The organism is Streptomyces sp. NPDC002092 (genome assembly GCF_053593775.1).
Genome location: NZ_JBSFDG010000002.1, coordinates 485,836 through 504,064, shown reverse-complemented (window position 1 = coordinate 504,064; position 18,229 = coordinate 485,836). Strand labels below are relative to the sequence as shown.

The following is an 18,229-nucleotide window of genomic DNA, read 5'->3' as shown; positions in this document are numbered from 1 at the left end:
CGTGACGACGATGACGGAAGCGTCCGTACGCGAGTTCAAGATGCCGGACGTCGGCGAGGGCCTCACCGAGGCCGAGATCCTCAAGTGGTACGTCCAGCCCGGCGACCAGGTCACCGACGGGCAGGTGGTGTGCGAGGTCGAGACCGCGAAGGCGGCGGTGGAGCTGCCCATCCCGTACGACGGGGTGGTCCGCGACCTGCACTTCCCCGAGGGGTCCACGGTGGACGTGGGCACGCCGATCATCGCGGTCGACGTGTCGGGCGGGGCCGCGGCGCACGCACCGGCGGAGGCCGCCGCTCCTGCTGCCCCCGTCGAGGAGAAGAAGCCGGAGGGCTCCGGCCGCCAGCCGGTGCTGGTGGGTTACGGCGTCGCCGCGTCCTCCACCAAGCGCCGTCCGCGCAAGGGCCCCGAGGTGGTGCTCCAGGAGGCCTCGACGGCGGTCCAGAAGGAGCTCAACGGCCACGGGCCGGTCGCCGCGACCGCTTCGGCGGGTACGGCAGAGAGGGCGCGCCCCCTGGCCAAGCCGCCGGTGCGCAAGCTGGCGAAGGACCTGGGCGTCGACCTCGCGACCGTGGTCCCGTCCGGGCCGGACGGCATCATCACGCGCGAGGACGTCCACGCGGCGGTGGCACCGCCGGCCGCGGAGCCGGTGACGGCTCCCGCTGTGGCCGCACCTCCGGCGCCGGTTGCGGCGTACGACACGGCCCGTGAGACGCGTGTCCCGGTCAAGGGCGTGCGCAAGGCGACGGCGGCGGCGATGGTGGGCTCGGCGTTCACGGCGCCGCATGTCACGGAGTTCGTGACGATCGACGTGACCCGCACGATGAAGCTGGTCGAGGAGCTCAAACAGGACAAGGACCTGGAGGGGCTGCGCGTCAACCCGCTGCTTCTGATCGCCAAGGCCCTCCTGGTCGCCATCAGGCGCAACCCGGGGATCAACGCGTCCTGGGACGAGGCGAACCAGGAGATCGTGCTCAAGCACTATGTCAACCTGGGCATCGCCGCGGCCACCCCGCGCGGTCTCATCGTCCCGAACATCAAGGACGCCCACGACAAGACGCTCCCGCAGCTGGCCGAGGCGCTCGGCGAGCTGGTGTCGACGGCGAGGGAGGGCAAGACCTCCCCGGCGGCCATGCAGGGCGGCACGGTGACGATCACCAACGTCGGCGTCTTCGGCGTCGACACCGGCACCCCCATCCTCAACCCCGGCGAATCCGCGATCCTCGCCGTCGGCGCGATCAAGCTCCAGCCCTGGGTCCACAAGGGCAAGGTGAAGCCCCGCCAGGTCACCACGCTGGCGCTGAGCTTCGACCACCGCCTGGTGGACGGGGAGTTGGGCTCGAAGGTGCTGGCGGACGTGGCGGCGATCCTGGAGCAGCCCAAGCGGCTGATCACCTGGGCATGACGGCCCGGGCGGTATGAGTTGAAACCCGAAGGGCGGCTGCGGATTCCGACTGCGGCCGCCCCTTCGACCATGCCGATGTTCAGTCCTCGCCGACCTGGATCAGTACCGCGAACCGGTGGCCGTCGGTCCCGGCCACGAGGCCGTCGAAGGTGCAGCCGGAGACGTCCGTCCAACTGCCGTCGTCCCAGTTGGACCACCACTGCGCCCGAGCCCCGAGGATTTCCACGACCTGGCCTGCGACGGAGTCGGCCTCGGCGCGGTCCATGAACGCGAAGTCCGACCACACGAGGCACTGTGAGGCGAAGCGCCCCATGAGAGACGCGGCCTTCTCGGCGTCGATGGCCTCCAGCGCCGCCTCGACCTGCTGAACGTCCTCGGGGCCCACCGAACTCGAGGCGTACCCCTGCCAGTCCTTCCGGTACAACTGCCGTAGCAGGGTGTGCACTTCGGCTGCCGTGGCGGCCACGACGCCGCTGGCGCCGCCGCTCGTCGGCCGCAGCCGGCCGGAGCGGACGTACACGCGCCCCTGGTGCGAGAGCCGCTTCAGCAGGTCGGACAACTCGTCGCCACGCCGGGTCATGTCGGCACTCCTCACGCCGGCTTCCGTGCGAGCAGTGTGGCGTAACGCCTGCGTCTTCCCTCTCCGGGCTCCTGCACGATGCGGTCGGTGATCACCAGGCCGGTCTGTTCCAGCAGCTCCGCGACCTGTTCCGGCGGAAGCAGGTGGGACTCGTACGAGACCGGATGGCCGCCGTACGCCTGTGTCGGGCGGAGGCGTTCGCCGTCTCCCGTATGGCCGGCCAGCATCAGGCGGCCGCCGGGCGCGAGGGTGCGATGGAACTCGGCGTAGATCAGCGGCAGTTGTTCCGGCGGGGTGTGGTGGGTGGAGTAGTAGGCGAGGATGCCGGCGAGGGTGTCGTTCTCGATGTCCAGGGCGGTCATCGAGCCCACCGTGAAGGTCAGGCCGGGGTGGGTGCGGCGGGCCAGTTCGATCATCCGCGGGGACAGGTCGACGCCGAAGGCGGACAGCCCCAGCCCGGCGAGGTACGCCGTCACCAGGCCCGGGCCGCAGCCCAGGTCCGCGACGGGGCCGCCGCCGCCCTCCCGCACGGCGTCCGCGAACGCGGTCAGCAACGCCCGTGACAGCGGATCCAGTTCGGCCGGTCGCTTGACCTGCTTCAGGTAGTCGGCGGCGACGGTGTCGTAGGACTCCCGGACCGCGGTGAGGTAGGAGGGCTCGGTCACCCCGGAGACCTTAGACGAGACGAAGGGCCCCTCGCCGTCGGCGAGGGGCCCTTCCCTGTTCTGGTCCTGATCCGGCTCAGCCGAGCTGCGCGAACCCGTAGGTCATCAGCTTCTTCGCGTCCGCCTCGCGCTGCGGGATGGACGTGGAGGAGAGGACGGTGCCGATGACCGTCTTGCCGCCCCGGGTGGCGGCGAAGACGAGGCAGTACCCCGCCTCGGGGCCGGAGCCGGTCTTCACGCCGATGGTGCCGCTGTAGCTGCTGAGGAGCCCGTTGGTGTTGGTCCACGGGTTCATCGTGCGGATGCTGCCCGTCTTGGTGACGGTCTTCGCGGTGTACGACTTCGTCTTCACGACCGTGCGGAACGTGGAGTTCTTCATCGCACTGCTGGCGATCTTCGTCAGATCGCGCGGCGTCGAGTAGTTGTTGCCATTCCCTATGCCGTCGAACGAGTCGAAGTGCGTGTTCGTCAGGTGCAGGCTCTGCGCGGCGGCGTTCATCTTGCCGATGAACGACTTCACGCGCGCGGCCCGGGTGGTGCCCGAGCCGAACTTGTCGGCCAGCGCGTACGCGGCGTCGCAGCCGGACGGCAGCATCAGCCCGTACAGCAGCTGACGGACGGTCACCTTGTCGCCGACGATCAGGTGGGCCTGCGAGGCGTTGTTGGCGACGACGTAGTCGCTGTACGCCTTCTGGATGGTGACCTTGGCGTCGAGGTTCAGGTTCGGCTGCGCGAGCACGACCTTCGCGGTCATGATCTTGGTGGTGGAGCCGGTGGACCGCTTGGTGTCCGCTGCCTTCGTGTACAGCGTCTTGGCGTTCGCGTCGTTCATCACGTAGCCGCCCTTGGCGACGATCGTGGGCGCGGAGACGGCCTGCGCGGGCGCAGCGGTGAGGGCGGCGGTCGCGAGCATGGCGCCGGCCGTCACGGTGACGGCGGCGGCTCTGCGGACACGGCTGCCCGGAATGGCGGTAATCAAGTGTTTACCCCGATTGTGTCGAATGCCCCTGGCATGCGGCCGAGTTGAGCGTGCAAAGAAGCTGGGGCCGCACGTGTGTGACACGTAAGTAGCACAGAAGGTTGTGCGGCTGCAGAGGCGGGTTCCCGTAAGCACTGATCCGCCGAGGGTGATCCGTCCGCATGGTGGACGAACCCCCTCATGGGTACGCGTTGTATCTATCCTGTTCGCATGAACAGCCCGGGGACCCTGACCGCCAAGCAACCGCCCGCCGCCGACCGCGTCTACGCCCACGTCAAGCAGGGCGTCCTGGAGCGCCGCTACGAGGGCGGGATCCTCCTCACCGAGGGTGAACTCGCCGAGGCCGTAGGGGTTTCCCGCACCCCGGTGCGCGAGGCGCTGCTGCGGCTCGAGGTGGAAGGGCTGATCAAGCTCTACCCGAAGAAGGGCGCCCTGGTCCTGCCCGTGTCCGCGCAGGAGATCGCGGACGTGGTGGAGACCCGGCTGCTGGTCGAGACGCATGCGGCGCGCAAGGCCGTGCCCGCCCCCGCCGGACTCGTCGAGCGGCTGGAGGAACTGCTTGCGAAGCAGAAGGCGCAGGCCGCCGCCGGTGACCTCGCCGGGGCCGCCGTCACCGACCGGTGCTTCCACGCCGAGATCGTCCGCAGCGGGGGCAACGAGATCCTCTCCCGGCTCTACGACCAGCTCAGGGACCGGCAGTTGCGCATGGGCGTCGCCATCATGCACTCCCACCCCGACCGGATCGCCAAGACCCTCGCCGAGCACGAGGAGATCCTCCAGGCCCTGCGCTCGGGGGACCCGGAGGAGGCGGTCGGGGTCGTGCACCGGCACGTCAGCTGGTTCTCGCACCTGGCGCGGGGTGAGGTCCGATGAGGCCGTCGTCCGCCACGACCACCCTGCCGGGTGACCCTCCGGGCGGCCGGCGTGCGATGGCCGTCTGGGGCATCGGCGTCTCCGTCTACTTCGTCGCCGTCATCTTCCGTACGTCCCTCGGGGTCGCGGGCCTCGACGCCGCCGACCGCTTCCACGTCAACGCCTCGGCCCTGTCGACCTTCTCGATCCTGCAGCTCCTCGTCTACGCCGGCATGCAGATACCCGTCGGCCTGCTGGTGGACCGGCTCGGCACCAAGAAGGTGCTGACCATCGGGGTCGTGCTCTTCACGGCAGGTCAGCTCGGCTTCGCGTTCTCGCCCTCGTACGGCATGGCCCTCGCCTCGCGTGCGCTGCTCGGCTGCGGTGACGCGATGACGTTCATCAGTGTGCTGCGGCTGGGCACCCGCTGGTTCCCGGCGCGGCGCGGGCCACTGATCGCGCAGTTCGCGGGGCTGGCCGGGATGGCGGGCAACCTGGTCTCCACGCTGGTGCTGGCCCGGCTGCTGCACGGCGTCGGCTGGACGGCCGCCTTCGCGGGCAGCGCGCTGGCCGGAGTCGTCGTCCTCGTCCTGCTCCTGCTGTTCCTGAAGGACCACCCCGAGGGGTACGAGCCGGAGCCGTTCCCGCACCAGGGCGCCGCGTACGTACGGCGGCAGATCGCGGCCTCCTGGCGGGAGCCGGGGACGCGGCTCGGGCTGTGGGTGCACTTCACGACCCAGTTCCCGGCGATGGTGTTCCTGCTGCTGTGGGGGCTGCCGTTCCTGGTGCAGGCGCAGGGCCTGTCACGGGCCACGGCCGGTGAACTCCTCACCCTGGTCGTCCTGTCGAACATGGTCGTGGGGCTCGTCTACGGCCAGATCATCGCCCGGCACCACGCGGCGCGGCTGCCGCTGGCGCTGGGGACCGTGGCGGCGACGGCGGTGGTGTGGGCGGCGACGCTGGCCTACCCGGCCGACCGGGCGCCGATGTGGCTGCTGATCGTGCTGTGCACGGTGCTCGGCTCCTGCGGTCCGGCGTCGATGATCGGCTTCGACTTCGCGCGGCCGGCCAACCCGGCGGAGCGGCAGGGCACGGCTTCCGGGATCACCAACATGGGCGGCTTCGTCGCCTCGATGACGACGCTGTTCGCGATCGGCGTGCTGCTGGACGCCACCGGGGACGACTACACCGTCGCCTTCTCCGCGGTGTTCGTGCTCCAGGCGCTCGGGGTCAGCCAGATCCTGCGGCTGCGGAGGCGGGTCGCCCGGCGGGAGCGGGAGCGGCTGGTGGCGAGCCGGGTGGAGACGGTGCACGTGCCCGTGTGAAGCGGGCGGTTCACTGCGAGGGACGTTCACAGCCCAGGTGTTGCCGTGTCATGGGCGTGTGACAGCGGTGTCGTGAAGCGAGGACGGACGTGACCCGGGGGACCGGCGGCCCCTCATAGTCGGCGAGTGCATCGAACGCCTCGAACGCAGTCCTCGCTCCTGAAGGGAACCTCCTGATGAACCGCCGCCTGCGCAAGACCGCCCTCGTCACCGCCGCGATCACGGCCGGCCTGCTGATGACGGCTTGTCAGAACGGTTCCACCGACAAGGGCAGCGCCCCGGACAGCTCGGCGTCCACGACGGCCACGTCGCAGGGGAGCTCGAAGACCTCGGGGACGTCCAGGACCTCCGGCTCCTCGGGCACCTCCGCCGGGAACACGTCGAAGTCCCAGCAGGGCGTGACGGCAACCATCACCGGGGGAACGGTCAGCTATCTCGCCCCGGGCAAGTACCTCGTGTCCGTACCCGGAAAGACCGACCGGGCGTTCTTCGTCGCCGACGACACCCAGGTCCATGGCGCCGGCACGATCTGCGGCGGCTCGCACTGCACGCTGGACCAGCTGGAGACGGCCACCAGGAAGGCGGCCGTCCCCGCCGATGTGACGATCAGGAAGGGCGTCGCCACGGTCGTCCGCGAACGCCACGGCGCGGGCAGTGGCACCGGCTCCAAGGGCGTCAGCGGCACCTGGCTCGGCAACGTCGGCTATCTGGCGCCGGGCAAGTTCACCGTGTCCGACATGAAGGGCGTCGAGCAGGCGTTCTTCGTCGCCGACAGCACCAAGGTGTACGGCGCGGGCACCATCTGCGGCACCCCGGGGTCCTCGGGGACCTCCCGCTGCACCCTGGACCAGATGGAGGCCGCCGCCAAGAAGGGTGTCTCCGCGAAGGTCGTGATCAGCGGCGGTGTCGCCACGACCGTCACCGAGGACCGCTGATCAGCGGATTCCGCAGGCGCTACGGCGTCACCGTGAAGTTCCGCAGGATCGCCGCAGTGAGCTCCGGGTCCCCCTCCGCCTTCACCCGGTCCGCGACGCCCTGCGGGGTCACCCGGCCGCAGGCGAGGCGTACGTACGTCTCCCAGTCGAGGGTGAGGGTGGCGGCGGGGCCGAGGGCGGGGGCGGTTTCGAGGGTGCCGCGGCCCTGGATGTCGACGCGGATGGTGCGCAGGAACTCGACCGGGCCGTGCACGTCGAAGACGATCGCCGAACTGCGCGGCGCGTCCGACTTCTCCGCCACGACAGCGGGCAGCTCGGCGAGGAGCACGTCACGGGCGATGTGCGCGCCGGGGGAGTCGAGGTTGCCGGGGCGGCCCAGGGCCGCCCGCAGGTCCTGTTCGTGCACCCAGACGTTGAACGCATGGGCGCGCATGGACTCTTCGAGAGTGAGCTCGGTGCCGTGGGGACCGCGCACCTTGGTGCCCGGGTCGCGCGACTCGTTGCGCAGCTGGCGGTTGCGGCGGATGATCACGTACTCCAGCTCGGACGTCATCTCCGGTGCCGTGTGGTGACGGCGGACGTCGACCTGCATCTCCATGTAGCGCTGGTGGTCGTTGGTGACGTGGAAGAGGTCACGCGGCAGCGTGTGGATGGGGCGCGGGTCGCCGAGCATCTCGCAGTCCAGGCCGATGACATGGGAGACGACGTCACGGACCGACCATCCGGGGCACGGCGTCCGCCGGTTCCACTCTCCCTCCACGAGCGGTCCCACCAGCTCGGATATCGCTTCGATGGAGTGGGTCCAGGCGTCGGCGTAGGGCTGGAGGGTGGGATGCAGACTCACGGAACGGGACCCCTCGGTCGGTACACGGGCGGTTGGTGGCAGCGTTGCCAGCGGGAGGTGGCTGCACTCGGCGGGTGTCTTGAAACGCTAAGTTACGCTGCTGTGAGGCACCCCGGCAGTGCTTTCGTGTGACGATCGTAGGCCCGAGTGGACGGCTCGAATGCCAGGACGGTGGTAGTGTGCGCGCTTCTCTGATCCAGATCGCCGTAGACGAGGGCGAATCGGTCGAATCGCGTCGACGGCGGGTGGCCTCGCTGGTACGGGAGCAGGCCGGGGCCGATCTGGTCGTGCTGCCCGAGCTGTGGACGACCGGCGCCTTCGCCTACGAGGCGTTCGGCACCGAGGCCGAGCCGCTGGAGGGGCCGACGTACGAGGCGATGGCGAAGGCCGCGAGCGACGCGGGCGTGTGGCTGCACGCGGGCTCGATCCCCGAGCGGGCTGCATCCGAAAGCGGCTCCGCCGCGGGTTCAGGGCCGCTCTACAACACGTCTCTCGTCTTCTCCCCCTCCGGTGATCTGGCCGCCGCCTACCGCAAGATCCACCGCTTCGGCTTCGACAAGGGCGAGGCCGTGCTGATGGGCGCGGGGCGTGAACTGGTGACGGTCCGTCTGCCCGGGACGACCGTGGGCGTCGCCACCTGCTACGACCTCCGTTTCCCCGAGCTCTTCCGCGGTCTCGTCGACGCCGGGGCCGAGACCCTGGTCGTCCCGGCGGGCTGGCCGGAGCGCCGCCGGGCGCACTGGACGCTGCTGGCCCAGGCGCGGGCGGTCGAGAACCAGGCGTTCGTGCTCGCCTGTGGAACGGCCGGGACCCATGCGGGAGTTCCGCAGGCGGGTCACTCGATCGTGGTGGACCCGTGGGGCGAGGTGCTCGCCGAGGCGGGGGCCGGCGAGGAGGTCCTCACCGTCGACTTCGACCCGGCGAAGGTGGCGACGACCCGGGAGCAGTTCCCGGCCCTGAAGGACCGGGTCCTGGGCCTGGAGCCCCCGCACACGTTCTGAGGCCGGCCCGAAGGCGCGAGGCGTCAGTCCTCCTCGCGTTCCTTCTCCGCCAGATGGATCACGCACACCGTCACCGCGATCAGCAGCGCCGGGTCCGCGTCGTCGCGGACGACGTCGACGCCGTACGTGTCCCGGATGTGCAGCCAGCGGCGTGAGATGACGGCGAGCAGCTCACCGTCGTACTCGATGGCGAACTCCCGGTCGAGGATCTTGCCGCTGACGTCGAGTTCGGTGCCGTCGACGAGCGTCACCCGGTAGTGGTGGCGCAGCAGCGACAGGCGCTTGCGCTTGATCTTGGCGAGGGCCTCGCCGTCCCGTTCGATCACCATGGTGTCGCGCAGGGCGAACATCTTCTGGTGGATGTCGATCAGGACCCGCCCCTGGGTGTCCTTGAGTTCGAACGTGTCCCTGAGGCGCATCGCCTTGCCGTCGACGAGGAAGACCTTGCCGCCGTGCTCGTCCTCGATCCAGTAGTCCTCGCCGAAGCCGAGGAGCCGGTCGCGTACCTGGAATCTCATGTCCCCACCTCTTCCCCGGGCGTCGGCCCGAAACGCCGCCGGTAGGCCGACGGGCTGAGCCCCGTCTCGCGCCGCACGCGCGCGCGTAGGTTGGCCGCGCTGCCCAGGCCGCTCCTCGCCGCGACGACCTCCAGCCGTTCCTCCCCGCGCTCGATGAGACGGCAGGCGAGGGCGACGCGTTCCCCGGTCAGCCAGCCGAGCGGGGTCGTGCCCAGCTGGACGCGGAAACGACGGTGCAGGGTCGCCGGGGACACCGCCGCGCGGGCCGCCAGGTCCGCCACCGTCAGCGGCTCGCCCAGCCGCTCCTGCGCCCAGGCCAGCAGTGGTCCCAGTGACTCGTCGGGCACGTCCGGCACGGGCCGCTCCACGAACTGCCGCTGCCCGCCGTCCCGGTGGGAGGCGAAGACCAGCCGCCGGGAGACGGCGTTCGCGAGCTCCGCCCCGTGGTCCCGGCGCCAGATGTGCAGCCCGAGGTCGAGCGCGGCCGCGCTGCCCGACGCCGTGAGCAGATCGCCCTCGTCGACGAACAGCACGTCCGGCTCCAGCAGCACCTTCGGATGCAGCTGTCGGAACAGGTCCGCCCAGCGCCAGTGGGTGGTGGCCCGGCGTCCGTCCAGCAGCCCGGCCTCGGCGAGCGCGAAGGTCCCGGTGCAGAAGCTGACGACGCGGGCCCCACGCGCGTGCGTGCGGCGGATCGCGTCCAGTACGGCCTCCCCGCGCGGAACGACGTTGTCGGGCCGCCCCGGGACGACGAGGGTGTCCGCGCCGTCCACGGCGTCCAGCCCCGGCACCCCGGTCAGCGTGAAGAACCCGTGGTTCATCCGCACCTCACGCGCGGGCGCGCACACCGTCACCTCGTACAGCGGCCCCGCGAGCCCCAGTTCGGGCCGCGGCAGCCCGAACAGCTCGGTCGCCACGCCCACCTCGAACGGGTTCGTGCCCTCGTCGACGATCACCGCGACCCGGTGCGGAGGAGGCTGAGAGGATCCTTGCGCCATATGCGATTTCTAGCACTCACGCTCCCTCCGGTACCACCCCCACGATGGACCCATGACCACGGAACCCGTCTCCCTGTCCGCCGCCCTCGCGTCCTTCACGGACCGCTGGAGCCCGCGCATCGTCACCACCGTCAACGACTACGACGTCCGCGTCGCCAAGGTCGAGGGCGAGCACGTCTGGCACGTCCACGACCACACCGACGAGTTCTTCCTGGTCCTGGACGGCGAACTCCACATCGCCCTGCGCGAACCCTCCGGCGAACGCACGGTCGTCCTTGCGAAGGGCTCCGTCTTCACGGTCCCCCGCGGCACCCACCACAAGCCCTACGCCCCGGCCCCCGCGCAGATCCTCATGCTCGAACCCACCGGCACCCTCACGGTCGGCGACCAGCACGAGGAGATCCCCGGCCACGTCGACGCGACGACGGGGCACGCGCTTTCGTGACTGTCAGTGGCGGGTGGCACTCTTGAGCCATGACCGACTCCACTCCCCGACGCGTGCGCGTCCGAGCCCCCGAGCCGGTGGGCAAGGGCGGCTGGCTGAACACGGGCGATCGGCAGTACACGCTGTCCGACCTGCGTGGACGCATCGTCGTGCTCGACTTCTGGACGTTCTGCTGCATCAACTGTCTGCACGTCCTGGACGAGCTGCGGGAGCTGGAGGAGAAGCACGCGGACACCGTCGTCGTCATCGGCGTGCACTCTCCGAAGTTCGCGCACGAGGCGGAGCACGCGGCGGTGGTCGACGCCGTGGAGCGGTACGGGGTCGAGCATCCGGTGCTGGACGACCCGGAGCTCGCGACCTGGAAGCAGTACGCGGTGCGGGCCTGGCCGACGTTGGTGGTGATCGACCCCGAGGGGTATGTCGTCGCGCAGCACGCCGGTGAGGGGCATGTGCACGCGATCGAGCGGCTGGTGACGGAGCTGGAGGCGGAGCACGAGGCGAAGGGGACGCTGCGCCGCGGCGACGGGCCGTACGTGGCGCCCGAGCCGGAGCCGACCACCCTGCGCTTCCCGGGCAAGGCGCTCGTCCTGCCCGGCGGCACCTTCCTGGTCAGCGACACCACCCGGCACCAGTTGGTGGAGCTGGCGGCGGACGGGGAGACGGTGGTGCGGCGCATCGGCTCCGGCGCACGGGGGTTCGCCGACGGCACGGCGCGGATGGCGGCCTTCAACGAGCCGCAGGGCCTGGCCCTCCTCGACGACACCGCGGTCGTCGTCGCCGACACCGTCAACCACGCCCTGCGCCGCCTCGACCTGGCGACCGGTGAGGTCACCACCCTGGCCGGCACCGGACGCCAGTGGTGGCAGGGCTCGCCCACCTCGGGTCCGGCCCGCGAGATCGACCTCTCCTCCCCGTGGGACGTGGCCCTCTTCGGCGGCAAGGTCTGGATCGCCATGGCCGGCGTCCACCAGCTGTGGGCGTACGACCCGGCTGGGGGCACCGCCCAGGCTTTCGGCTCTGGGGGAGGGACGGTCGCCGTCACGGCCGGCACCACCAACGAGGGGCTGGTCGACGGCCCGGGCCTTCAGGCCTGGTTCGCCCAGCCCTCCGGCCTCGCGGCGACGGCCGACCGGCTCTGGCTGGCCGACTCCGAGACCTCGGCCCTGCGCTGGGTGGACCTCGACGGCACGGTCCGCACCGCCGTCGGCACGGGCCTGCTCGACTTCGGTCACCGCGACGGGCCCGCCGGACAGGCCCTGTTCCAGCACCCGTTGGGCGTGACGGCCCTCCCCGACGGCTCGGTGGCCGTGAGCGACACCTACAACAACGCCCTGCGCCGCTACGACCCCTCGACCGGCGAGGTCACCACCCTCGCGACCGACCTGCGCGAACCGAGCGACGCGGTGCTGGTGGGCGAGGACATCGTGGTGGTCGAGTCGGCGCGGCACAGGCTGACCCGGCTGCGTCTGCCCCAGGAGGCGGTCCGGGTGGAGGCGGTGGCCCACCGCACCCGGCGAGCCGTCACCGAAGTCGCCCCCGGCAGGCTCCTGTTGGACGTGATCTTCCAGGCTCCCGCGGGCCAGAAACTGGACACCCGGTACGGCCCCTCGACCCGCCTGCTGGTGTCGTCGACGCCCCCCGGACTGCTGCTGAAGGGCGAGGGCGCCGGCACCGGCCTCTCCCGCACCCTGGAGCTCGACCCCGGGATCACGGAAGGCGTCCTGCACGTCTCCGCGATGGCCGCGTCGTGCGACGACGACACGGACAACCCCTACCCGGCCTGCCATGTCCACCAGCAGGACTGGGGTGTTCCGGTCCGCCTCACCGAAGGCGGGGCGGACCGGCTGCCGTTGGTGCTGGCCGGGATGGACGACCCGGCCGGCTGACCGGGGTCAGCGGCGGCGCGGGCGCGGCGCCAGCTTGAACAGGGCGACCCCTGCGGCCATCAGGGTGGTGGCCGTGACGAGCAGCGCCATGCTGTTCATCCACATGCCCGTGGCGGCCAGCGTGGCGCCGCCGGCGCCCGTGGTCCCGGCGCCGATCACTCTTCCGTACATGTCGTGCTTCTCCTAGAGGGTGTGCGGGGGGTTGGTTCGCGGGGGGTGGGTCAAGGGGTGTCAGGTCGCCACCCACTTCTCCTCGCTGCGGCGCACCAGCCCCCACAGCGAGGTGAAGTAGACGGCATGCTGGAAGAGGTCGTAGAGCATCTCGGGGACCATCAGCGCGGCGACGAGCACCGCCCGGGGCCCGGCCCGCCGTACGGAGACCGTCTTCTCGACCACGAAGAGCAGCCCGATCGCCGTCCAGAACGGGGAGAAACCGGGCCAGCCGTACAGCGTCGTATAGGTGGTCATGTAGGTCAGATAGACCAGGAAGCACAGGGCGCCGAAGCCCATCATGAACTGCTGCAGGAAGTAGCGTGCGGTCACCCGGGTCCAGCCGTAGTCGCGCAGGTTCTCCAGCGCGCCCCGCTGCCAGCGCAGCCGCTGGTGCCACAGCTTGCCCAGGGTCGGCATGACCTCGGTGGTGACGGCGCAGCCAGCCGGTGACATGGCGCGGTAGCCGAGGGTCTTGACGGCCTTCGTCATCTCGTCGTCCTCGGTCAACGAGGCGAGGCTGTAGTAGCTGTTGCCGCCGCCGATGATCCCGGCGCGACGGGCGGCGCGGACCTCGCGCAGCACCCGCGCGCGGAACATCGTGCCGGTGCCGGTGAGCACCTGCGCCTTGCCGCCGGAACGTTCCAGCTCCCAGGCGTAGCGGTGGAACTCCATGCGCTGGAGCAGTCCGAGGAAGCCGCCGCCCTCCTCGCCGTAGAAGACCCCGCCGACGGCCCCGACCTTGCGGTTGAAGGTGCCCATCGCGGTCTCGTTGAACCACGGGTCGAGCACGGTGTCGGCGTCCTGCACCAGCAGCAGGTCGCGTTCCTCGAGGTGGGGCAGCACCCAGGAGATGGCCTGGTTGAGGGCACCGGCCTTCTTGTGCGTGTTGCCCTCGGTGTGGAAGACCTGCGCGCCGTGTGCGGCGGCGATCTCGGCGGTGGCGTCGGTGCAGTTGTCGCACACGACGACGATCAGGTCGGGACGCCGGGTCTGCCGCCACAGGCCCTGGACGGCGTCGGCGATGCGGTCCTCTTCGTTGTGGGCCGGGATCAGTACCACGAGCCGCAGCGGACGGTCGAGTTCGTCGGGTGCGGCGTGGGCGCGGCGGGCCGCGTGCCGTCGTGGGTGCCGTGGTCCCGTGACGGGTGCCACGGCGGTCGTCTCCGCCGAGTGGAGCACGGGGAGCCCTCCGGGTGCGCTGATGGTTCACGCCCGGCACGTGCGACCCCCCGGGCACTACAACACTCCGGAGTCTTCACTATTTTCACACAAGTCAACAAGACGCCCCTGATCACAGAATGCTCACGGTTGTCGCTGCTTGCCCTGTGCGTCCGTCAGTAGGGGAGGTGTCCCTTACATGACGTATCCGTTTGGTCCTGTCCGTTACACGCCGTATCCGTCGGAGTATCCATCCGTGCGGCGATGACGAACCTCCTCGTCCACCACCGGTGTGGTCGGCGGTACCACGACGCGCCGGCGCCGGGCGATGCTGCTGAAGGTGCTGACTCCGATCAGGCCGACGATCATCAGGATGATGCCGACCAGGTCGAGGTTGACCCCTTGCATGTGCCAGTCGGTCGCGAACGTGAGGATGGCTCCCACGGCGATGAGGATGATGCACCCGCCGAGGCCCATGAGTGTCGCCTCCCTGTCCGGTCGTTGTGGAAGGACCCGGGTACCCGGACGGACATCACCCATGCGCGGCGGCCCGGTTGGCTATCCCTCCAGGAACGCCACCAGCGAATTCGCCAGCAGATACGGGTCATCCGCGCCGCACAGTTCGCGGGCGCTGTGCATCGACAGGATCGCCACGCCGATGTCGACGGTCTTGATGCCGTGCCGGGCCGCGGTGATCGGGCCGATCGTGGTGCCGCAGGGCATGGAGTTGTTGGAGACGAAGGACTGGAAGGGCACGTTCGCCTTCTCGCAGGCGGCGGCGAAGACCGCGCGGCCCGAACCGTCCGTGGCGTAGCGGTTGTTGACGTTGACCTTGAGGATCGGGCCGCCGTTGACACGCGGGTGGTGGGTGGGGTCGTGCCGCTCCGCGTAGTTGGGGTGCACCGCGTGCCCGGTGTCCGACGACAGGCACACCGTGCCCGCGAAGGCTCTCGCCCGGTCCTCGAACGAGCCGCCGCGCGCGAACACCGAACGCTCCAGCACGCTGCCGAGCAGCGGCCCGTCCGCGCCCGTGTCCGACTGCGAGCCGTTCTCCTCGTGGTCGAAGGCGGCCAGCACCGGGATGTACGGCAGGTCCGTGCCGCCGGTGGAGACCGCCGTCAGCGCGGCCACCGCCGCGTGCACGGACAGCAGGTTGTCCATGCGCGGTCCCGCGAGCAGCTCCTTGTCGCGGCCCAGGTAGGCCGACGGCTCCACGGAGTGCGTCATCAGGTCCCAGCCGGTGACCTCACCCGCCGGCAGCCCCGCGGTCTCCTCCAGGAAGGCGATCAGGTCACCGTCGCGCACATCGCTGCCCAGGCCCCAGATGGGCGTCAGATGGCGCTGCTTGTCGAGCTTGAGTCCCTCCGCCGACACCGAACGGTCCAGGTGGATGGCGAGTTGGGGCACCCTCAGGAGCGGGCGGTCGACGTTCACCAGCCGCGTCGACCCGTTGCGCAGGGTCAGCCGCCCGGCCAGGCCCAGATCGCGGTCCAGCCAGGAGTTGAGCAGCGGCCCGCCGTAGATCTCCACCGCCACCTGGCGCCAGCCGTGCGCCCCGGTGTCGGGCAGCGGCTTGACCCGCAGGTTCGGGGAGTCGGTGTGTGCGCCGACGATACGGAACGGCGTGTGGGGCGCCGCGCCCTCGGGGACGTACCAGGCCACGATCGCGCCGCCGCGCAGCACATACCTGCCGCCGCTCGTCCCGTCCCAGGCGTCCGTCTCCGCGACCTGCCTGAACCCTGCCTTCTCCAGCCGCTCGGCGGCGCTCGCCACCGCGTGGTACGGCGACGGGCTCGCCGTCAGGAAGGACATGAGGTCGTCGGTGTGGCCGCGGTCGAAGCGGTGGGGTTCGCTCATGGGGTTCACCTTAACGACGTACGAGGGCCCACTCCTCGTGATGAGGAGCGGGCCCTCGTGAGGGCGATGTGGAGTTCTGGCTACCCAGAACGGAAGAGCTTAGAACGCCGCCTCGTCCAGCTCCATCAGGTCCAGCTCGACGTTCTCGGCGAGCTTGCGGGCGCCGGTGACGCCCGGCAGGACGTTGGCCGCGAAGAACTTCGCCGCCGCGATCTTGCCCGTGTAGAACGCCTTGTCCTTGGCGGAGGCCGTCGGAAGCTTCTCGGCGGCGACCGCGGCACCCTTGAGCAGCAGGTATCCGACGACCACGTCACCGGAGGCCATCAGCAGACGGGTGGTGTTCAGGCCCACCTTGTAGATGTTCTTGACGTCCTGCTCGGTGGCCGCGAGGTCGGTCAGCATCAGGCCGACGATGGCCTCCAGCTCGACGGCGGCCTTCGCGAGGTGCTCGCGGGCGCCGGCCAGCTCCTCGCCGCCCTCGCCGAGCGCCAGGAACTTCTTGATCTCCTCCGCGAGGGAGTTCAGCGCCGCGCCCTGGTTGCGGACGATCTTCCGGAAGAAGTAGTCCTGGCCCTGGATCGCGGTGGTGCCCTCGTACAGGGTGTCGATCTTGGCGTCGCGGATGTACTGCTCGATCGGGTACTCCTGCAGGAAGCCGGAGCCGCCGAAGGTCTGCAGGGACTGCGCGAGCTGCTCGTATCCCTTCTCGGAGCCGTAGCCCTTGACGATCGGCAGCAGCAGGTCGTTCAGGGCCTCCAGCGCCTTGGTGTCCTCGCCCGCGGCTTCCTTGACCTGGATCTCGTCCTGGAGGGAGGCCGTGTAGAGCACCAGCGCGCGCATGCCCTCGGCGTACGCCTTCTGCGTCATCAGCGAGCGGCGGACGTCCGGGTGGTGCGTGATGGTGACCTTGGGGGCGGTCTTGTCCATGAAGTTCGCCAGGTCGGGGCCCTGGACGCGCTCCTTGGCGTACTCCAGCGCGTTCAGGTAGCCGGTCGACAGCGTGGAGATCGCCTTCGTGCCGACCATCATGCGGGCGAACTCGATGATGCGGAACATCTGGCGGATGCCGTCGTGCTTGTCGCCGATCAGCCAGCCCTTGGCGGGGTGCTGGTCGCCGAAGGTCATCTCGCAGGTGTTGGAGGCCTTCAGGCCCATCTTGTGCTCGACGTTCGTCGCGTACACGCCGTTGCGCTCGCCCAGCTCGCCGGTCTCGAAGTCGAAGAGGTACTTCGGGACGAGGAAGAGGGACAGGCCCTTGGTGCCGGGGCCTGCGCCCTCGGGGCGGGCGAGGACGTAGTGGAGGATGTTCTCCTCCATGTCGTGCTCACCGGAGGTGATGAAGCGCTTCACGCCCTCGATGTGCCAGGAGCCGTCCTCCTGCTGGATCGCCTTGGTGCGGCCGGCGCCGACGTCCGAACCCGCGTCGGGCTCGGTGAGCACCATGGTGGAGCCCCAGGTCTTCTCCACGGCGATCTTGGCTATGTGCTTCTGGACCTCGTTGCCCTCGTCGAAGAGGATGCCGGCGAACGCCGGGCCGGAGGCGTACATCCACACGGCCGGGTTCGAGCCGAGGAGCAGCTCCGCGTACGACCAGATCAGGGAGCGCGGGGCGGTGGTGCCGCCGATCTCCTCGGGCAGGCCCAGGCGCCAGTACTCCGAGTCCATGAAGGCCTTGTAGCTCTTCTTGAAGGACGCCGGGACCGGGGCGGTGTTCGTCTCCGGGTCGAAGACCGGCGGGTTGCGGTCCGCGTCCGCGAAGGACTCCGCCAGCTCGTTCTCCGCGAGGCGGGTCAGCTCCTCGAGGATGCTCTTGGCGGTGTCGACGTCCATCTCCTCGAACGGGCCGGTGCCGTACAGCTTGTCCCGACCGAGGACTTCGAAGAGGTTGAACTCGATGTCGCGCAGATTCGACTTGTAGTGCCCCATGGCGACGGCTCCGTTAGAGAAATCGGCGAGGCACCGGGTGTAGCTCCTCGCGCTAGTTCACGTACCAACAAGTAGCTACGATGATGCTACCCGTCGGTAATAAGAAGCAACCCCGAATGGGTCATCTGTGACTCAGTACTCTTGCGCTCATGTACGGCTACGACCAGAACGTGGGTGCGGGTGCTCAGCAGCAGTATGCCCAGCCGCAGCAGGGCCCCGGCGGTTACGGGCAGCAGCAGCCGCTGTATCCGGAGCCGTCCCCGCCGTCCCTCGCGGACGCGGTACGGGCCTTCACCACCGGCCAGCTGTCCGCGGAGGACTTCCAGCAGGTCTTCGCCACGTCGAAGGTCTACTGCCCGCGCGGCGACAACCCCGGTTTCCTCGCCCTGCACAACACCCAGCAGCCGGTGATCCCGATGTTCACCTCGCTCAAGGAGCTGCGCCGGTACGCGGGCAAGGAGTCCAAGTACTTCGTGATCACGGGCGCCGAGGTCATCGATCTGCTCCCCACCGGCTACGGCTTCGTCCTCGACATGGAGGGCGAGCACCGCATGGTCTTCGACGCGAAGGCCGTGGAGCAGATGGTCGAGTTCGCGATGCGCCGGATGTACGGCTGACGACCGGCTGCGGGAGCCCGGAGGG

Annotated in this window: 19 protein-coding genes; 8 read left to right on the top strand and 11 right to left on the bottom strand. The window is 70.0% G+C overall.

Annotated elements, in window-relative coordinates:
• The first annotated feature begins 1 nt into the window (after nt 1).
• The gene (locus tag ACWCRD_RS06400) at nt 2-1,405 is read left to right on the top strand and encodes a dihydrolipoamide acetyltransferase family protein (RefSeq protein WP_450964799.1); all 1,404 of its coding nucleotides are present in this window, start codon (nt 2-4) and stop codon (nt 1,403-1,405) included.
• 79 nt (nt 1,406-1,484) lie between these two features.
• On the opposite strand, the gene ACWCRD_RS06395 is transcribed toward ACWCRD_RS06400, so the two are convergent.
• The 3 genes from ACWCRD_RS06395 to ACWCRD_RS06385 form a co-directional block, all read right to left on the bottom strand.
• Nucleotides 1,485-1,985, bottom strand: a complete 501-nt coding sequence (locus ACWCRD_RS06395) for a hypothetical protein (RefSeq protein WP_450964798.1) — start codon at nt 1,983-1,985, stop codon at nt 1,485-1,487.
• Nucleotides 1,986-1,996: 11 nt separating this feature from the next.
• Nucleotides 1,997-2,650: a class I SAM-dependent methyltransferase gene (locus tag ACWCRD_RS06390; protein WP_450964797.1), complete on the bottom strand. Its 654-nt coding sequence runs from the start codon at nt 2,648-2,650 to the stop codon at nt 1,997-1,999.
• A gap of 76 nt (nt 2,651-2,726) precedes the next feature.
• Entirely contained in the window at nt 2,727-3,629 is a 903-nt protein-coding gene (locus ACWCRD_RS06385; RefSeq protein ID WP_450964796.1) for a D-alanyl-D-alanine carboxypeptidase family protein, read from the bottom strand.
• A gap of 210 nt (nt 3,630-3,839) precedes the next feature.
• Here ACWCRD_RS06385 and ACWCRD_RS06380 point away from each other — a divergent pair, with 210 nt between their 5' ends.
• The 3 genes from ACWCRD_RS06380 (at nt 3,840) to ACWCRD_RS06370 (ending at nt 6,741) form a co-directional block, all read left to right on the top strand.
• Nucleotides 3,840-4,502 carry a GntR family transcriptional regulator gene (locus ACWCRD_RS06380; RefSeq protein ID WP_450964795.1) on the top strand — a complete coding sequence of 221 codons (663 nt, stop codon included), beginning with the start codon at nt 3,840-3,842 and terminating at the stop codon, nt 4,500-4,502.
• Nucleotides 4,499-5,806, top strand: coding sequence for an MFS transporter (locus tag ACWCRD_RS06375; RefSeq protein ID WP_450964794.1), 1,308 nt, complete (start codon nt 4,499-4,501; stop codon nt 5,804-5,806). Before ACWCRD_RS06380 ends, ACWCRD_RS06375 begins: the two co-directional genes overlap by 4 nt.
• A 176-nt stretch (nt 5,807-5,982) precedes the next feature.
• Nucleotides 5,983-6,741, top strand: coding sequence for a hypothetical protein (locus ACWCRD_RS06370; protein WP_450964793.1), 759 nt, complete (start codon nt 5,983-5,985; stop codon nt 6,739-6,741).
• Between the two features lie 19 nt (nt 6,742-6,760).
• On the opposite strand, the gene ACWCRD_RS06365 is transcribed toward ACWCRD_RS06370, so the two are convergent.
• Entirely contained in the window at nt 6,761-7,585 is an 825-nt protein-coding gene (locus ACWCRD_RS06365; RefSeq protein ID WP_450964792.1) for a maleylpyruvate isomerase family mycothiol-dependent enzyme, read from the bottom strand.
• A gap of 179 nt (nt 7,586-7,764) precedes the next feature.
• Between ACWCRD_RS06365 and ACWCRD_RS06360 the strand changes: the two genes are divergently transcribed.
• Nucleotides 7,765-8,586, top strand: coding sequence for a carbon-nitrogen family hydrolase (locus tag ACWCRD_RS06360; protein WP_450964791.1), 822 nt, complete (start codon nt 7,765-7,767; stop codon nt 8,584-8,586).
• A 23-nt stretch (nt 8,587-8,609) separates the two neighbouring features.
• On the opposite strand, the gene ACWCRD_RS06355 is transcribed toward ACWCRD_RS06360, so the two are convergent.
• Together ACWCRD_RS06355 and ACWCRD_RS06350 are read right to left on the bottom strand one after the other, a co-directional pair.
• The gene (locus ACWCRD_RS06355) at nt 8,610-9,104 is read right to left on the bottom strand and encodes an LURP-one-related/scramblase family protein (RefSeq protein WP_450964790.1); all 495 of its coding nucleotides are present in this window, start codon (nt 9,102-9,104) and stop codon (nt 8,610-8,612) included.
• Entirely contained in the window at nt 9,101-10,102 is a 1,002-nt protein-coding gene (locus ACWCRD_RS06350; RefSeq protein ID WP_450964789.1) for a helix-turn-helix domain-containing protein, read from the bottom strand. Before ACWCRD_RS06350 ends, ACWCRD_RS06355 begins: the two co-directional genes overlap by 4 nt.
• A gap of 52 nt (nt 10,103-10,154) precedes the next feature.
• On the opposite strand from ACWCRD_RS06350, the gene ACWCRD_RS06345 reads away from it, so the two are divergent.
• Both ACWCRD_RS06345 and ACWCRD_RS06340 read left to right on the top strand, forming a co-directional pair.
• Nucleotides 10,155-10,547, top strand: a complete 393-nt coding sequence (locus ACWCRD_RS06345; protein WP_450964788.1) for a cupin domain-containing protein — start codon at nt 10,155-10,157, stop codon at nt 10,545-10,547.
• 29 nt (nt 10,548-10,576) lie between these two features.
• Nucleotides 10,577-12,433, top strand: coding sequence for an NHL domain-containing thioredoxin family protein (locus ACWCRD_RS06340; protein WP_450964787.1), 1,857 nt, complete (start codon nt 10,577-10,579; stop codon nt 12,431-12,433).
• A gap of 6 nt (nt 12,434-12,439) precedes the next feature.
• Here the strand turns inward: ACWCRD_RS06340 and ACWCRD_RS06335 are convergent, their stop codons facing one another.
• The 5 genes from ACWCRD_RS06335 to ACWCRD_RS06315 form a co-directional block, all read right to left on the bottom strand.
• A complete protein-coding gene (locus ACWCRD_RS06335; RefSeq protein ID WP_165954846.1) occupies nt 12,440-12,604 on the bottom strand; it encodes a hypothetical protein in 165 nt (54 codons plus the stop codon).
• Between the two features lie 60 nt (nt 12,605-12,664).
• Nucleotides 12,665-13,825: a glycosyltransferase family 2 protein gene (locus ACWCRD_RS06330; RefSeq protein ID WP_450964786.1), complete on the bottom strand. Its 1,161-nt coding sequence runs from the start codon at nt 13,823-13,825 to the stop codon at nt 12,665-12,667.
• Between the two features lie 204 nt (nt 13,826-14,029).
• A complete protein-coding gene (locus ACWCRD_RS06325; protein ID WP_232651033.1) occupies nt 14,030-14,281 on the bottom strand; it encodes a DUF6458 family protein in 252 nt (83 codons plus the stop codon).
• Nucleotides 14,282-14,362: 81 nt separating this feature from the next.
• Nucleotides 14,363-15,661 carry a M18 family aminopeptidase gene (locus tag ACWCRD_RS06320; RefSeq protein ID WP_450964785.1) on the bottom strand — a complete coding sequence of 433 codons (1,299 nt, stop codon included), beginning with the start codon at nt 15,659-15,661 and terminating at the stop codon, nt 14,363-14,365.
• A gap of 99 nt (nt 15,662-15,760) precedes the next feature.
• Nucleotides 15,761-17,587, bottom strand: coding sequence for an acyl-CoA dehydrogenase (locus ACWCRD_RS06315; protein WP_450964784.1), 1,827 nt, complete (start codon nt 17,585-17,587; stop codon nt 15,761-15,763).
• Between the two features lie 149 nt (nt 17,588-17,736).
• Here ACWCRD_RS06315 and ACWCRD_RS06310 point away from each other — a divergent pair, with 149 nt between their 5' ends.
• Nucleotides 17,737-18,204 (top strand): SseB family protein, encoded by a 468-nt coding sequence (locus tag ACWCRD_RS06310; RefSeq protein WP_030939169.1) that lies wholly within the window; start codon nt 17,737-17,739, stop codon nt 18,202-18,204.
• The last annotated feature ends 25 nt before the right edge of the window (nt 18,205-18,229 follow it).

What these genes read in the sequence shown, in the direction of transcription:
- ACWCRD_RS06395 (WP_450964798.1), bottom strand. Translation starts at nt 1,985, where the DNA reads ATGACCCGGCGTGGCGACGAGTTGTCCGACCTGCTGAAGCGGCTCTCG.
- ACWCRD_RS06380 (WP_450964795.1), top strand. Translation starts at nt 3,840, where the DNA reads ATGAACAGCCCGGGGACCCTGACCGCCAAGCAACCGCCCGCCGCCGAC.
- ACWCRD_RS06375 (WP_450964794.1), top strand. Translation starts at nt 4,499, where the DNA reads ATGAGGCCGTCGTCCGCCACGACCACCCTGCCGGGTGACCCTCCGGGC.
- ACWCRD_RS06370 (WP_450964793.1), top strand. Translation starts at nt 5,983, where the DNA reads ATGAACCGCCGCCTGCGCAAGACCGCCCTCGTCACCGCCGCGATCACG.
- ACWCRD_RS06355 (WP_450964790.1), bottom strand. Translation starts at nt 9,104, where the DNA reads ATGAGATTCCAGGTACGCGACCGGCTCCTCGGCTTCGGCGAGGACTAC.
- ACWCRD_RS06350 (WP_450964789.1), bottom strand. Translation starts at nt 10,102, where the DNA reads ATGGCGCAAGGATCCTCTCAGCCTCCTCCGCACCGGGTCGCGGTGATC.
- ACWCRD_RS06345 (WP_450964788.1), top strand. Translation starts at nt 10,155, where the DNA reads ATGACCACGGAACCCGTCTCCCTGTCCGCCGCCCTCGCGTCCTTCACG.
- ACWCRD_RS06340 (WP_450964787.1), top strand. Translation starts at nt 10,577, where the DNA reads ATGACCGACTCCACTCCCCGACGCGTGCGCGTCCGAGCCCCCGAGCCG.
- ACWCRD_RS06335 (WP_165954846.1), bottom strand. Translation starts at nt 12,604, where the DNA reads ATGTACGGAAGAGTGATCGGCGCCGGGACCACGGGCGCCGGCGGCGCC.
- ACWCRD_RS06325 (WP_232651033.1), bottom strand. Translation starts at nt 14,281, where the DNA reads ATGGGCCTCGGCGGGTGCATCATCCTCATCGCCGTGGGAGCCATCCTC.
- ACWCRD_RS06320 (WP_450964785.1), bottom strand. Translation starts at nt 15,661, where the DNA reads ATGAGCGAACCCCACCGCTTCGACCGCGGCCACACCGACGACCTCATG.
- ACWCRD_RS06315 (WP_450964784.1), bottom strand. Translation starts at nt 17,587, where the DNA reads ATGGGGCACTACAAGTCGAATCTGCGCGACATCGAGTTCAACCTCTTC.
- ACWCRD_RS06310 (WP_030939169.1), top strand. Translation starts at nt 17,737, where the DNA reads ATGTACGGCTACGACCAGAACGTGGGTGCGGGTGCTCAGCAGCAGTAT.